13 protein-coding genes are annotated in these 13,584 nt (G+C 68.4%); 5 read left to right on the plus strand and 8 right to left on the minus strand.

The window, feature by feature from the left end:
- Positions 1 to 42 precede the first annotated feature (42 nt).
- Positions 43 to 1,101: an enoyl-CoA hydratase/isomerase family protein gene (locus D8I30_RS14040; RefSeq protein WP_121483277.1), complete on the minus strand. Its 1,059-nt coding sequence runs from the start codon at positions 1,099 to 1,101 to the stop codon at positions 43 to 45.
- A complete protein-coding gene (locus tag D8I30_RS14045) occupies positions 1,098 to 2,234 on the minus strand; it encodes an isobutyryl-CoA dehydrogenase (RefSeq protein ID WP_121483278.1) in 1,137 nt (378 codons plus the stop codon). The genes D8I30_RS14040 and D8I30_RS14045 overlap by 4 nt, the downstream gene beginning before the upstream one ends.
- Positions 2,235 to 2,535: 301 nt before the next feature.
- On the opposite strand from D8I30_RS14045, the gene hemB reads away from it, so the two are divergent.
- On the plus strand, positions 2,536 to 3,537 hold the full coding sequence (gene hemB / locus D8I30_RS14050; RefSeq protein WP_121483279.1) for a porphobilinogen synthase: 1,002 nt from the start codon (positions 2,536 to 2,538) through the stop codon (positions 3,535 to 3,537).
- A gap of 154 nt (positions 3,538 to 3,691) precedes the next feature.
- Here hemB and D8I30_RS14055 read toward each other — a convergent pair whose 3' ends face one another.
- Positions 3,692 to 4,195, minus strand: a complete 504-nt coding sequence (locus D8I30_RS14055; RefSeq protein ID WP_121483280.1) for a flavin reductase family protein — start codon at positions 4,193 to 4,195, stop codon at positions 3,692 to 3,694.
- Positions 4,196 to 4,305: 110 nt separating this feature from the next.
- Between D8I30_RS14055 and D8I30_RS14060 the strand changes: the two genes are divergently transcribed.
- A complete protein-coding gene (locus D8I30_RS14060) occupies positions 4,306 to 5,208 on the plus strand; it encodes a flagellar motor protein MotB (RefSeq protein ID WP_121483281.1) in 903 nt (300 codons plus the stop codon).
- A gap of 112 nt (positions 5,209 to 5,320) precedes the next feature.
- Complete coding sequence (locus D8I30_RS14065; RefSeq protein ID WP_121483282.1) at positions 5,321 to 6,052, plus strand: arginyltransferase; 732 nt, start codon at positions 5,321 to 5,323, stop codon at positions 6,050 to 6,052.
- A gap of 147 nt (positions 6,053 to 6,199) precedes the next feature.
- On the opposite strand, the gene D8I30_RS14070 is transcribed toward D8I30_RS14065, so the two are convergent.
- Positions 6,200 to 7,216: a M48 family metallopeptidase gene (locus D8I30_RS14070; RefSeq protein WP_121483283.1), complete on the minus strand. Its 1,017-nt coding sequence runs from the start codon at positions 7,214 to 7,216 to the stop codon at positions 6,200 to 6,202.
- A gap of 6 nt (positions 7,217 to 7,222) precedes the next feature.
- Positions 7,223 to 7,792, minus strand: coding sequence for a LemA family protein (locus D8I30_RS14075; protein WP_121483284.1), 570 nt, complete (start codon positions 7,790 to 7,792; stop codon positions 7,223 to 7,225).
- A 56-nt stretch (positions 7,793 to 7,848) separates the two neighbouring features.
- Between D8I30_RS14075 and D8I30_RS14525 the strand changes: the two genes are divergently transcribed.
- Positions 7,849 to 8,049 carry a hypothetical protein gene (locus tag D8I30_RS14525; protein WP_162938908.1) on the plus strand — a complete coding sequence of 67 codons (201 nt, stop codon included), beginning with the start codon at positions 7,849 to 7,851 and terminating at the stop codon, positions 8,047 to 8,049.
- 39 nt (positions 8,050 to 8,088) lie between these two features.
- Here the strand turns inward: D8I30_RS14525 and parC are convergent, their stop codons facing one another.
- Positions 8,089 to 10,302, minus strand: coding sequence for a DNA topoisomerase IV subunit A (gene parC, locus D8I30_RS14080; RefSeq protein ID WP_121483285.1), 2,214 nt, complete (start codon positions 10,300 to 10,302; stop codon positions 8,089 to 8,091).
- Between the two features lie 240 nt (positions 10,303 to 10,542).
- Between parC and D8I30_RS14085 the strand changes: the two genes are divergently transcribed.
- Positions 10,543 to 12,273 (plus strand): cytochrome c biogenesis protein DipZ, encoded by a 1,731-nt coding sequence (locus D8I30_RS14085; RefSeq protein ID WP_121483286.1) that lies wholly within the window; start codon positions 10,543 to 10,545, stop codon positions 12,271 to 12,273.
- A 6-nt stretch (positions 12,274 to 12,279) separates the two neighbouring features.
- On the opposite strand, the gene recO is transcribed toward D8I30_RS14085, so the two are convergent.
- Positions 12,280 to 13,011, minus strand: coding sequence for a DNA repair protein RecO (recO, locus tag D8I30_RS14090; protein ID WP_121483287.1), 732 nt, complete (start codon positions 13,009 to 13,011; stop codon positions 12,280 to 12,282).
- Positions 13,011 to 13,466 carry a nuclear transport factor 2 family protein gene (locus D8I30_RS14095; RefSeq protein ID WP_121483288.1) on the minus strand — a complete coding sequence of 152 codons (456 nt, stop codon included), beginning with the start codon at positions 13,464 to 13,466 and terminating at the stop codon, positions 13,011 to 13,013. Before D8I30_RS14095 ends, recO begins: the two co-directional genes overlap by 1 nt.
- Positions 13,467 to 13,584: the final 118 nt, after the last annotated feature.

A 13,584-nucleotide genomic window follows, 5' to 3' on the forward strand; every position in this document is an offset into this window, starting at 1 on the left:
ATAGGCTTTTCGGCGATCTGGAACAACAAACCTTGCAGAAATTCAGCCGATCAGCGGTTTCCATGCCTCGCTTTCGGGCAAGGGCGCGAACAGGGCGTCGATCTGGGCGTCGGAAACCGTCGAAAGTTCGGCCGGCGACCACTTCGGCGCATTGTCCTTGTCGATGATGACGGCGCGCACGCCCTCCTGGAAATCGTGCGTCTGCACGATCCGGCCGCCCAGGGCGTATTCCATCGCCATATTGTCGGCGAAGTCGTTCAGCGTCGCCCCGGTGCGAATCTGGCGCAGCGATACCTTCAGCGACTGCGGCGACTTGGTCTTCAAGATGTCGAGCTGCTTCAGCGCCCAGTCCGAGCCGTCGGCTTGGAGGGCGGCCAAGATCGCCTCGACCGTGTCGAAGGCGAACAGCCGGTCGATGGCCTCGCGATGCGCGTCCAGCGGCGCCTCTTCCGGGTCGGTCGGACAGGCGTAGCGGTCAGCCTCTTCCAGCGGGTTGGCCGGATTGGACAGCAGCGCCGCCTTGAGCCCGTCCAGGTCGATGCTCGGCACGTAATGGGTGTGGATGCCCAGGGCCACCGTATCCGCCGCCTTCAACCGCGCGCCCGTCAGCGCCAGCCACACGCCCGTCTGCCCCGGCAGGCGCGGCAGGAACCAGCCGCCGCCCACGTCGGGGAACAGGCCGATGCCGGTCTCGGGCATGGCGTAGGTGGTGCGCTCGGTGGCGATGCGGACATCGGCCGGTTCGCTGATGCCCACGCCGCCGCCCATGACGATGCCGTCCACCACCGCCGTGATCGGCTTGGGATAGACGAACATCAGATGGTTCAGCTGATACTCGGCCTTGAAGAAGGCCTTGGCCTCGGACGCGTCCCCTGCCCCGCTCTCGGCGATCATGCGGATGTCGCCCCCGGCGCAGAAACCGCGCTCGCCCGCATGGTCGACGAGGACCGACTGAACCTCATCATCCGCACGCCACGCCAGCAGGGCCTCGATCATCGCCTCGCACATGGCACGGTTCAGGGCGTGGATCGCCTTGGGCCGGTTCAGGGTGATGCGGCCGACACCGTTTTCGATGCGGGTGATGACTTCGGCTTCGCTCATTTCGCCAGCTCCCGCGCGATGATCACCCGCATGATCTCGTTCGTGCCTTCCAGGATGCGGTGGACCCGCAGGTCGCGCACGATCCGCTCCAGCGGATAGTCCTTCAGGTAGCCGTAGCCGCCGTGCAGCTGCAGCGCCTGATCGGCGATCTGGAAGCAGGCGTCGGTGGTCAGGCGCTTGGCCATGGCGCACCATTTGGTCTTTTCCGGGTGGCCCGTGTCGATGGCCCAGGCGCCGCGCAGCACCATCAGGCGGGCGGCCTCAAGGTCCGTGGCCATGTCCGCCAGCTCGAACTGGGTGTTCTGGAACTGGCCGATCGCCTGACCGAACTGCTTGCGGCCCGCGACGTATTCCTGAGCCGTCTCCAGCGCCAGACGCGCCCCGCCCAGCGAGCAGGCGGCGATGTTAAGGCGCCCGCCGTCCAGGCCGGCCATGGCGTATTTGAAGCCCGCGCCTTCCTCGCCCACCAGATTGGCGACCGGCACGCTACAGTCGTCAAAGCTGACCACGGCGGTCGGCTGGGCGTTCCAGCCCATCTTCTTCTCATTGGCGCCGAACGACAGACCCGGCGTCCCCGCCTCAACCACGAGGGTCGAGATGCCCTTCGGCCCCTCGCCGCCCGTACGAACCATGACGACATAGACGTCGGACGTCCCCGCGCCCGAAATGAAGGCCTTGGATCCGTTCAGCACATAGTGGTCGCCATCGCGCACCGCCGTCGTCCGCAGCGCCGCCGCGTCCGAGCCCGAGCCCGGCTCGGTCAGGCAGTAGCTGGCGATCTTCTCCATCCCGACCAGCGACGGCACGAAGCGCGCCCGCAGTTCGGCCGAACCGAAGCTGTCGATCATCCATGTCGCCATGTTGTGGATCGAGATGAAGGCCGCCGTCGCCACATCGCCGCGCGACAGCTCCTCGAAGATCAGCGCCGCCTCGACCCGGCCCAGGCCCATGCCGCCGTGCTCCTCGCCCGTATAGATGCCGGCGAAGCCCATCTCGGCGGCAGCCTTCAGCACGTCGACCGGGAAATGCTTGTCCTCGTCCCAGCGGGCCGAGTGCGGCGCCAGTTCGGCGTCGGCGAAGGCGCGGGCCGCGTCCTGGATGGCGCGTTGATCGTCGTTGAGGGCGAAGTCCATGGAAGCTCCCGAGTCTGGTCTGCCCTCTGACGGGGCGTTCGCGGCGCTTCTAACGGGTGCCGGCGCGCGCGTCACCCCGCGCGACCCTTCCCTTCTTTCGTCATCCTCCGACGGAGCGCAGCGGAGATCGGGGGACCCCGCGGCGCCCGTCAGGGCGAAAGGCCCACGCGCGTCGCTCGCAGCAAGGATCGCCTTCGGCGCCGCTGGGTCCCCCGGTCGCGCCGCTTCGCGGCTTGCCGGAGGATGACGAAAGAGAGGGGCGTATTTTGCCTCTCCCTCCGCTTTGTTTTAAGCCGCGCTCATGACCATGCCCTTCCAGCCCGCCGCCTTCCCCTACGCCCGCCCGCGTCGCCTGCGTTCGCAGCCGTGGGTGCGCCGTCTGGTCGCCGAGACGACCTTGACGCCGGCCGACCTGATCTGGCCGCTGATCGTCCACGACGGCCCTGAAGACCGTCAGCCCGTCGCCTCCATGCCGGGCGTCTTCCGCCTGTCGCCCAAGGAGGCCGCCAAGGCCGCTGTCGAGGCGCGCGACCTGGGCATCCCGATGGTCGCCCTGTTCCCGAACGTGAACGACAGCCTCAAGGACGCCGTCGGCACGGCCGCCAGCGACCCGGACGGCCTGATCCCCGACTGCATCCGCGCCATCAAGGACGCCGCGCCCGAGATCGGCGTCATGACCGACGTGGCGCTGGACTGCTACACCGACCACGGCCACGACGGCGTTCTGGAGAACGGTCGCATCGTCAACGACCCGACCTTGGAGCGGCTGGCCGAGCAGGCCTTCATCCATGCCCACGCCGGCGCCGACGCCGTGGCCCCATCCGACATGATGGACGGCCGCGTCCAGGCCATCCGCGAGGCGCTGGAGGCCAACGGCCTCAGCGACACCCTGATCATCAGCTACGCGGCCAAATACGCCTCAGCCTTCTACGGCCCCTATCGCGACGCCGTGGGCTCGTCCAAGTCGCTGACCGGCGACAAGAAGACCTATCAGATGGACTTCGCCAACGCCGAAGAGGCCCTGCGCGAAGTGGCGATGGACCTGTCGGAAGGCGCCGACGCCCTGATCGTCAAGCCGGGCCTGCCCTACCTGGATATCGTCCGCCTGGTCTCGCAGACCTTCAAGGTGCCGACCTTCGCCTATCAGGTGTCCGGCGAGTACGCGATGATGCAGGCCGCCTTCGCCAACGGCTGGCTGGACCCGGATCGCGCCATCCTGGAAAGCCTGCACGCCTTCAAGCGCGCGGGGGCCTCGGGCGTCATCAGCTACTTCGCGCCGCAAGCCGCGCGGATGATGGGCTGACCGCTTTCCTTCTCCCCTTGTGGGAGAAGGTGGACGGCGAAGCCGGACGGATGAGGGGTTGCGGGACCTTCAACGCGCTCCTTCATCCAGCGTTGAGAGACCCCTCATCCGGCCCTGACGAGCCACCCTTCTCCCACAAGGGGAGAAGGAAGCGTCACGCCGTCGGATCGACGGCCTTGCCGTACTGGCCGCGGAAATAGGTCAAGGCGTCCCCCGGCCGGGTGTCGAACGCCTCGACCTGGCCGACGATGACTAGGTGGTCGCCCATGACGATGCGGTCGTGGGTGCGGCAGCTCAGGCGGGTCACGGCGTTCAGCAGGCGCGGCGGCGCGGGATCGTCCACCGCGAATTCGTCGTCCGACAGGCGGCACACGCCCCAGGCGAAGCGGTCGGACATGGCCTGGTCCTCGACCGGCAGCATATGGACGGCGAAGCAGTCGGCGCCGGCGAAGGCGTCGTGGCGGTCGGACTTCACGTCCAGGCACCACAGCACCAACGGCGGATCCAGCGACACCGAGGTGAAGCTGTTCACCGTGATCCCCAGCGGCCCCTCGGCCGTGTGGGCCGTGACCACGCAGACGCCGGTCGCGAAACCGCCCAACGCCCGGCGATAGGCGCGAGAGTCGAAATCGGCGGGGGAAGCGGACGCGTCGGACATGGCCCTCAGCTAGGCCGTGCATGGCCGCGCGGCAAGGGCGCCTCGCAACCGCTTCTTAAGGCCCGCATGGGATTCAGGCTGAACGCATACGGTTAAGACGGACCCCGCCCATGGCGCTGAACGATCGCCCGATCCTCATCAAGAAGGTGAAGAAGGTCTCCGGCGGCGGCCACCACGGCGGTGCCTGGAAGGTGGCCTACGCCGATTTCGTCACGGCCATGATGGCCTTCTTCCTGCTGATGTGGCTGATCAACACGACCGACCCGGAGCAGAAGCGCGGCATCGCCGAATACTTCGCCCCGGCCAACGTCTCGGCCTCGACCTCGGGGTCGGGCGGCATCCTGGGCGGCACATCGCTGGGCGATTCCGAAGGGGCCAAGGGCGCGGGCTCCAACGCGGTCATCGAACAGCTGGCGCCCCAGGCCCCCGACGCCCCGCAGGACGCGGGTCAGAACTCCAACCTGGCCGCTGCCAGCGAAGCCGCCCTGCGCGCCGAGATCGCCCGCCGCGAGGCCGCCGACTTCGCCAGCGCCGCCGAAAGCCTGCGCCAGGCCATGCAGTCCATGCCGGAACTGGCCGAGCTGTCGAAACAGCTGATCATCGACCAGACGCCCGAGGGCCTGCGCATCCAGCTGGTCGACCAGGAAGGCCGCTCCATGTTCGAGAACGGCTCCTCGCGCCCGAACGCCCGCGCCCAGCTGCTGCTGCGCGCCGTGGCCAAGGTGATCAACCGCCTGCCCAACCGCATCTCCATCAGCGGCCACACCAGCGCCGTCGCCGGCTCCAGCCGCGCCAGCAGCCCCGGCGACTGGCCCCTGTCCTCGGCCCGCGCCGACGCCTCGCGCCTGACGCTGCAGGGCGCGGGCGTGAACGCCGACCGGGTCTATTCCGTGGCGGGCAAGGCGGGGTCCGACCCCCTCTATCCCGACGACCCCTCGCTGGCGGGCAACCGCCGCATCGCCATCGTCCTGCTGCGCGAGGCCCCGGTCCTGCCCACCGACACCAGCCTTTGACGCCTCGGCGTTAGGTCGACCTTGCGAAATCCTCTCCTTGGGCGCCAAATCAAGGACATGAGCCACCGCGCGCCTGATCATTATCGCCAGAGCGGGAAACGGAACTGACGCCGTGACCCAGCACTTCTTCTCGCGCCAGCTTCGCTTCTTCATGACGGCCAGCGCGCCCTGCCCCTATCTGCCGGGTCAGTTCGAGCGCAAGGTCTTCGCCAACCTGCCGTTCAGCGACGGGGCCGACGTCAACGACGCCCTGACCCAGGCCGGTTTCCGTCGCAGCCAGAACATCGCCTATCGTCCGGCGTGCGAGGCCTGCATCGCCTGCGTCTCGGTGCGCATTCCGGTGGCGGATTTCCAGCCCTCGCGCTCGCGCCGCCGTATCCTGGCCCGCAACGCCGACCTGTCGCGCGACCTGGTCGAGGCCGAGGCGACGATGGAGCAGTTCGACCTGCTGCGCCGCTACCTGACCGCCCGCCACCCCGGCGGCGGCATGAGCGACATGGGCTGGCTGGACTATGTCTCCATGGTCGAGGACACGGCCGTGCGCACCCATCTGATCGAATACCGCCTGACCAGCCAAGACGACGGCCCCGGCCGCCTGGTCGGCGTCAGCCTGACCGACCTGCTGCACGACGGCCTGTCGATGGTCTACAGCTTCTTCGACCCGGATCTGGAGCGCCGCAGCCTGGGCCGCTTCGCCATCCTGGACCATCTGCGCCAGGCCGAGACGGCGGGCCTGCCGTATGTGTATCTGGGCTACTGGGTCCAGGGCTCGCCCAAGATGGACTACAAGGCAGAGTTCCGCCCGCTTGAGGCGTTGCGCCCCTGGGGCTGGGAGCGCCTCTAACGCCCTTCTCCCCTTGTGGGAGAAGGTGGCAGGCGAAGCCTGACGGATGAGGGGTTGCGGGACCTTCAACTCGCAACCTGCTCCTAGCGTTGAGAGACCCCTCATCCGGCCCTGACGGGCCACCTTCTCCCACAAGGGGAGAAGGGATTAGGTCGTCGGCACGGCCGTGCCGGTCTGGCCCCACGGCCCGCCGTCCCGGCCGCCCGCGAACTTCACCAGCGCCGCGATCCGCTTCTCGATCGGTGGATGGGTCGCGAACAGGCCGGCGAAGTCCGCCTTGTCCGCCGTATTGTCCAGGAACAGGCCGCGCAGTTCGTCGGGCGCCTCGATCTTCGACTGGCCCGATACCTTGCGTAGCGCCGAGATCATGGCGTCCGGGTTCTTGGTCAGCTCCACCGCCCCGGCGTCCGCCACATATTCCCGCGTCCGCGACAGGGTCATGCGGATGATGGTCGCCAGGCCGAAGCCGATCACCCCGACGGCCAGGCCGATCAGGATCAGGGGCATGGCGTTCTTGTTGTCCCGGCTGCGTCCGCCGCGCATATAGAACAGGCTGCGGAACACCAGTTCGGCCACCACGCTGATGATCCCCGCGAAGATCGAGGCGATCACCATGGTCCGCACGTCCTTGTTGATGACGTGGGTCAGCTCATGGGCCAGGACGCATTCCATCTCGTCGCGGCTCAGGGTCTGCATCAGGCCGCGCGTGACGGTGACGCTGTAGTTCCCTTCATGCAGGCCGGAGGCATAGGCGTTGAGCGACGGGCTCTCGATGATGCGCAGCGTCGGCGTGCGCAGCCCCCGCGAGATCGCCAGGTTTTCCAGCAGATTGTAGAGCTCCGGCTCGACCCGGCGCTCGACCTTCCTGGCCCCGGTCATGGCGTCGATCATCACCTGATTGCCGAAATAGGCGATGACGAACCAGACGCCCGCCACGACCAGCGCCGTCGGCACGGTCCAGCCCAGCATGGAGGCCGCCAGAGCCAGGTCCTGGCCCAGGTCGCCACCCGAGTTGGACAGCAGACCGAAGCCCATCATCAGCACCTGGCTGCCGAACAGCAGGCCGACAAGCAGCACCGGAAACCCGGCCAGCAGGATCACCGACCGGGTGTTGTTCTTCCAGATGTGGGTCTTGAGGCCGACGGCCTGACCGAAAACCGCCATTGGGGCTTAGAACTTCACCGTCGGCGGGGCCGCGTTCAGGCCCGCGCGCTCGCTCTCGCCCACGTCGAAGAAGGGCTTGTCCGAGCCGAAACCGAACATCCCGGCGAACAGGACGGTCGGGAACTGACGGCGCACGGCGTTGAACTCGCTGACCGCATTGTTGAAGAAGCGGCGCGCGGCGGCCAGCTTGTTCTCGATGTCCGACAGGTCCATCTGCAGCTGCTGGAAGTTGGCGTTGGCCTTCAGGTCCGGATAGGCCTCCGACACGGCGAACAGGCGGCCCAGGGCGCCGGTCAGCATGTTCTCGGCCTGCACCTTGTCGTTGACGGTCGTGGCCCCAGCGGCGGCGGCCCGCGCCTGGGTCACGGCGTCCAGGGTGCCGCGCTCGTGCGTGGCGTAGCCCTTCACCGTCTCGACCAGATTGGGGATCAGGTCCTGACGCTGCTTCAACTGCACGTCGATGTCGGCGAACGACTGGTTCGCCGACTGGTCCAGCGCCACCAGGCGATTGTAGGCGCCGACCACGACGAACAGCAGAATGGCGACGATGACGCCGATGACGATCAGGGTGATCATGGGGCCTCCTTGGAAAGATCAGGCCCGATTATGCGGCCCCTCCTGCATCGCGCCTAATGAAAATCCCGACAGGCGCGATCAACCGACGCACCCGGTTGCGCAGTGAAAGAACAGCGTACTACGTGTATGGCATGAAGATCAGAGATCAAGCCCTCACCGTCGTACTGAGCATCGGAGCGGTGGCTGCGGGGATCGCCTTCATGGCTTTCCTGGCCGCCTTCCTGTTCAGCGTCTACGTGTCGTTCTTCGCCACCTGAAGCGTCGCTCCTCCCCACGCCGTAGAGAGGAGCTGACGATCAGCGGAACTTCCTCATCCCGCGCGGCCCTTGGCGGCCTGCCCCGGCGCGCTTGCCCAGCCAGTCCTTCCAGTCGGGCCAGTTGCGGCGGCGGCCGCCGCCGTCGGCCCATTCCGGCCCCGCTTCGGCGTTGAACACCGCCACGTCGACCAGGCCGCCCTGCTTGTAGTTCTGCAGCTTCACGCCCTTGCCGCGGCCCATTTCGGGCAGTTCGGCCAGGGGGAAAATCAGCGCCTTGATGTTCTCGCCGATGACGGCGACGTGGTCGCCCTGCGGCTGGCTGGGCACGCGCAGCATGGCCAGCATCTCGCCGTTCAGCACCTGCTTGCCGCCGCGCTTCTGGGCCAGAAGGTCGTTCTCGGGTGCCACGAAGCCGTAGCCCGCCTTCGACGCGATCAGCAGCTTCGCGCCCGGCTCATGCGCCACGACATTGATAATGTCGGCCTTCTCGTCCAGGTCGATCATCAAGCGCAGCGGCTCGCCATGGCCGCGCCCGGAGGCCAGCTTGTCGGCGCCGATGGTAAAGATGCGTCCATCCGAGGCGCCGACCAGCAGCTTGTCCGTCGTATAGGCCGGCACCAGGAAGCCCAGCTTGTCGCCTTCCTTGAACTTCAGTTCGGACGGATCGTCGACCTTGCCCTTGGCGGCGCGGATCCAGCCGCGATCCGACAGGATGACGGTGATCGCCTCGCGCGGGATGAAGGCTTCCGGCGCCACGAAGGCCGAGGCGTCGACCGCCTCGCCGATCACCGTGCGGCGCGGCGAGATCAGGGCCTTTCGCACGGCCTCCAGCTCCTTGCCGATGGCCTTCCACTGCTTGGCCTCGGAAGACGTCAGCGCTTGCAACGCCGCAAGTTCTTCCGACAGCTCCTTGAATTCCTTCTCGATCGTCATCTCTTCGAGACGGGCCAGCTGGCGCAGGCGGGTGTCGAGGATGAAGTCCGCCTGCACCTCGGTCAGGTTGAAGCGGGCGATCAGTTCGGCCTTGGGATGCTCTTCCTCGCGGACGATGCGGATGACCTCGTCCAGGTTCAGGAAGACGATGCGCAGGCCTTCCAGCAGGTGCAGGCGCTTCTCGACGCGGGCGATGCGCCACTGGCTGCGGCGGTTCAGCACCACGCGGCGGTGATCCAGGAAGGCCCGCAGGCAGTCCTTCAGCCCCATGACGCGCGGCGTGCCGGTGGCGTCCAGCACGTTCATGTTGATGGGGAAGCGCGTCTCCAGGTCGGAAAGCTTGAACAGGCTTTCCATAAGCACTTCAGGCTCTACCGTCCGGGACTTGGGTTCCAGGATCAGGCGGATGTCCTCGGCCGACTCGTCGCGGACGTCGCCCAGCAGCGGCGCCTTCTTGTTCTCGATGAGGTCGGCCAGCTGTTCGATCAGCTTGGACTTCTGCACCTGATAGGGGATTTCGGTGACGACGATGCGCCAGACGCCCCGGCCCAGGTCCTCGGTGTCCCAGGCGGCGCGCAGGCGCACCCCGCCCCGGCCCGTCTCATAGGCGTCCAGGATGGAGGCATGACCTTCCACCGACACGCCGCCGGTCGGGAAGTCCGGCCCCGGCACGATCTTGACCAGGTCTTCGGTCGTGGCGTCCGGCTGCTCCAGCAGCAGGTGGCAGGCGTCGATCAGTTCGCCGACGTTGTGCGGCGGGATCGAGGTGGCCATGCCGACCGCAATGCCCGACGAGCCGTTGGCCAGCAGGTTGGGGAAGCCCGCCGGCAGAACAACAGGCTCCTCGTCCTGATCGTCATAGGTGGGGCGGAAGTCGACGGCGTCCTGATCGATGCCGTCCAGCAGCAAGACGGCGGCGGGCGTCAGCTTGCACTCGGTGTAGCGCATGGCCGCCGCGCTATCGCCGTCGATGTTGCCGAAGTTCCCCTGCCCGTCCACCAGCGGATAGCGCTGGGCGAAGTCCTGGGCCAGGCGCACCAGCGCCTCATAGATGGAGGCGTCGCCGTGCGGGTGATAGCCGCCCATGACCTCGCCGACGACCTTGGCGCATTTGCGCGCCGCCGCCTGCGGGTTCAGCCGCATCTGGTGCATGGCGTACATGATGCGCCGGTGCACCGGCTTGAAGCCGTCGCGCACGTCGGGCAGGGCGCGGTTGGTGATGGTCGACAGGGCGTAGGCCAGATAGCGGCGCGACAGCGCCTCGCCCATCGGTTCTTCGACGATGCGGCCGCCGTCGGGCGTCGGGGTGTGGATGGTCATACGACTTCGAATCAATGATCGGACGAGGAAAGTCTAGCGCAGCCGAGGCCTGACGCCGGGATTGTCCGCGCCTAACTGTGCAGAAACGCGCGAAGGAGCCCCGATGAAGGCCGCGCGCGTCCCGCTGGGGCGCCCTGACCTCATGGCTGACCTGCGGCGCCTGCTGTAACCACAGGCCGTCCCGCGCGTTGTCGGAAGCGTGATCCGGTCCGCCCAGGGAGGCGATCCAGGGACGACGCCATGCTGCTGCTCCTGTTGTCCTATCTGGCCGGCGCGCTGACCATTCTCAGCCCCTGCATCCTGCCGGTCCTGCCCTTCGTCTTCGCCCGTGCGGGCCAGCCCTTCGTGAAGAGCGGCCTGCCGCTGCTGGTCGGCATGGCGCTGACCTTCGCGGGCGTCGCGACCTTGGCGGCGGTCGGGGGCGGCTGGGCGGTGCAGGCCAATCTGGTTGGGCGCTGGATCGCCCTGGCGGTCATGGCGGTGCTGGGGCTGACCCTGGTGTTCCCGGCGCTGGCGGACCGGCTGACCCGGCCGCTGGTGGCCCTGGGCTCGCGCCTGACCGAGCGCGCCAATACCGAGCAGCAAGCCGGCGGCGGCGTCTGGCCCTCCTTCCTGCTGGGGGTGGCGACGGGTCTGCTGTGGGCGCCGTGCGCGGGGCCGATCCTGGGGCTGATCCTGACCGGCGCGGCGCTGCAGGGGGCCAGCGTCGGCACGACCCTGCTTCTGCTCGCCTACGCCGCCGGGGCCGCCACTTCGCTGGCCCTGGCCCTGCTGGTCGGCGGCAAGATGTTCCAGGCCATGAAGCAGTCGCTGGGCGTCGGCGAATGGGTGCGAAGGGGCCTGGGCGTGCTGGTGCTGGTCGGCGTCGCCGCCATTACGCTCGGCCTCGACACCGGCCTGCTGACCCGGCTGTCGAGCAGCGGGACCAACCGCATCGAACAGGCCCTGATCGGCCGCCTCGGCGCCGACCGCGCCATGAACGCTCCCCCGGCGCCGCTGGACGCCCTGCCCGTCGAAGGGATCATGCCGCCCCTGACCGGCGCGACCGAGTGGATCAACAGCCCGCCGCTGACCACTGAGCAGCTGCGCGGCAAGGTGGTGCTGATCGACTTCTGGACCTACTCCTGCATCAACTGCGTGCGCGCCATCCCCTATGTCCGCGCCTGGGCCGAGAAGTATCGCGATCAGGGCCTGGTGGTGATCGGGGTCCACACGCCCGAGTTCGCCTTCGAGAAGTCGCCCGCCAACGTCCGCGACGCCGTGCGCCGCTTCGGCATCGCCTATCCCGTGGCCATGGACAACGACTACGCCGTCTGGCGCGCCTTCCGGAACCAGTACTGGCCCGCCCACTACTTCATCGACGCCCAGGGCCGCATCCGCCACCACCACTTCGGCGAAGGCGACTACGACGGCTCCGAACGCGTCATCCAGCAACTGCTCAAGGAGGCCGGCGCCCAGGGCGTCGACCGCTCCATGGTCCAGGTGACCGCCCGAGGGGCCGAAGCGGCCGCCGACATCGCCGGCATCGCCTCGCCGGAGACCTATGTCGGCTATGCCCGCGCGGAAGGTTTCCGCTCACCCAGCGGCATCAAGCCCGACGCGCGCCACGCCTACGCCCCGGCGGCGCTGCGGTTGAACCAATGGAGCCTGGCCGGCGACTGGATCGTGCGCGCCGAACACGCCGACCTACAGACGGCGGGCGGGCGACTGGCCTTCCGCTTCCAGGCGCGCGACCTGCATCTGGTGATGGGGCCCAGCCGGAGCGACCGGCCCGTGCGCTTCCGCATCCGGCTGGACGGCCAGGCGCCCGGCGCGGACGCGGGCGTCGACGTCGACGCGCAAGGTGTGGGCCGGATCGACAGCCAGCGCCTGTATCAACTGGTGCGCCAGGCGGGCGGCGCGCGCGAGCGGACCTTCGAGATCGAGTTCCTCGACCCCGGCGCCCAGGTCTTCGCCTTCACCTTCGGCTGAGGCGCTTTAGAGCCGCCCCGCCTCGCCCAGCTTGTCGATCATCCAGACGCGGGCGGGCGGCAGGGGCCTGTTCAGGGCGTGGAAGACGAACTGCTCGAGGAAATGCCCGGTCAACTCCAGCCCCGCCTTCACGTCCCCTTCGCCCAGGCCCGCCTGCGCCCCCAGCATGAAGGGCGGCAGGGCCAGCAGCTTGTCGGCATAGGGGGCGCCCGCGTCGCGGCTGACCGCGCGGCCGGTGCGCGGGCTGACCCAGACCAGATCATCCATCGAGCCGGTGGCCGCGCAGCGCGACAGGTCCAGCCCGAAGCCCAGATCCTCCAGCAGCCCGGCCTCGAACCGCACGAAGATGGCGGGCCAGACCTCGGGCATGGCGAAGGCCCGCATCAACGCCTCGAAGGCGTAGAAGGCCCCCGGATGCGGCTCGCGCTCCGGCAGGGCGCCCTGCGCCACCGCCGCGGCGGCGCTGAGGCCGGTCAGGGCCAGGGGATCGTCGAACAGGGCCGCCGGCCCTTCGCCCACCGGCTCCAGCCGCGCCGAGCCCAGCTGGTCCGAGGTCCGCGCCCGCAGGTCCGCGACCACGCGTGCGCCGGGCTGCAGAAAGGGCCGCATCTTGCGCGACGCCCCGCCCGCGACATAGGCCGCGCGCCGCCCGTGCCGCTCGGTCAGCAGGTCGACCACCGCCCCCGTGTCGCCATGCGCCCGCGCCGACAGCACGAAGGCGTCGTCCTGGACCTCCATCAGTCGGCCCGGATCACGCCGACGACGGCGCGCGCCTTGTCGTTCGGCACGGCGAAGCTGAGGACGTACTGCTCGATCTTCCAGCCGTCGTCGGTCAGGCGCAGCACGCCCGAGCCGCGCGTCGTCCCATAGGCGTCATTGTCCAGCACCTCGTCGAACCAGGCGACGCAGCGGCACTCGATCGGCGCGATGGTCACGGTTCGGGTGACGGGCCGATAGGTCCAGCCCCTGCCTTGCGAGAAATAAGGCATGGCGTAGGCGCGGAACTCCGGCAGGGTCCAGCGCTCGCCCGCATCGGTCCCGATGAAGCGGGCGTCCGGCGTGAAGGTCGCGAAATAGGCGTCTCCGTCGGCCCGCGACGCCGCGCCGTGCATGGCGTCCAGCGCGCGCTCGACAGGGGCGGTCTCGGCCGGGGCGGCGGACAGTTGCAGCATCATCAGGGCGGCGGTGATCATGACGGTGTTCTAGTCCTGTTCCCAGGACGGGGGAAGCACCGGCTTCCTTCTCCCCTTGTGGGAGAAGGTGGCTCGTGAGGGCCGGATGAGGGGTCTCGCCGAAGCCTGACGAAGGATT

Origin of the sequence: Brevundimonas naejangsanensis (assembly GCF_003627995.1) — a bacterium.
Taxonomy (GTDB): Bacteria; Pseudomonadota; Alphaproteobacteria; order Caulobacterales; family Caulobacteraceae; genus Brevundimonas; species Brevundimonas naejangsanensis_B.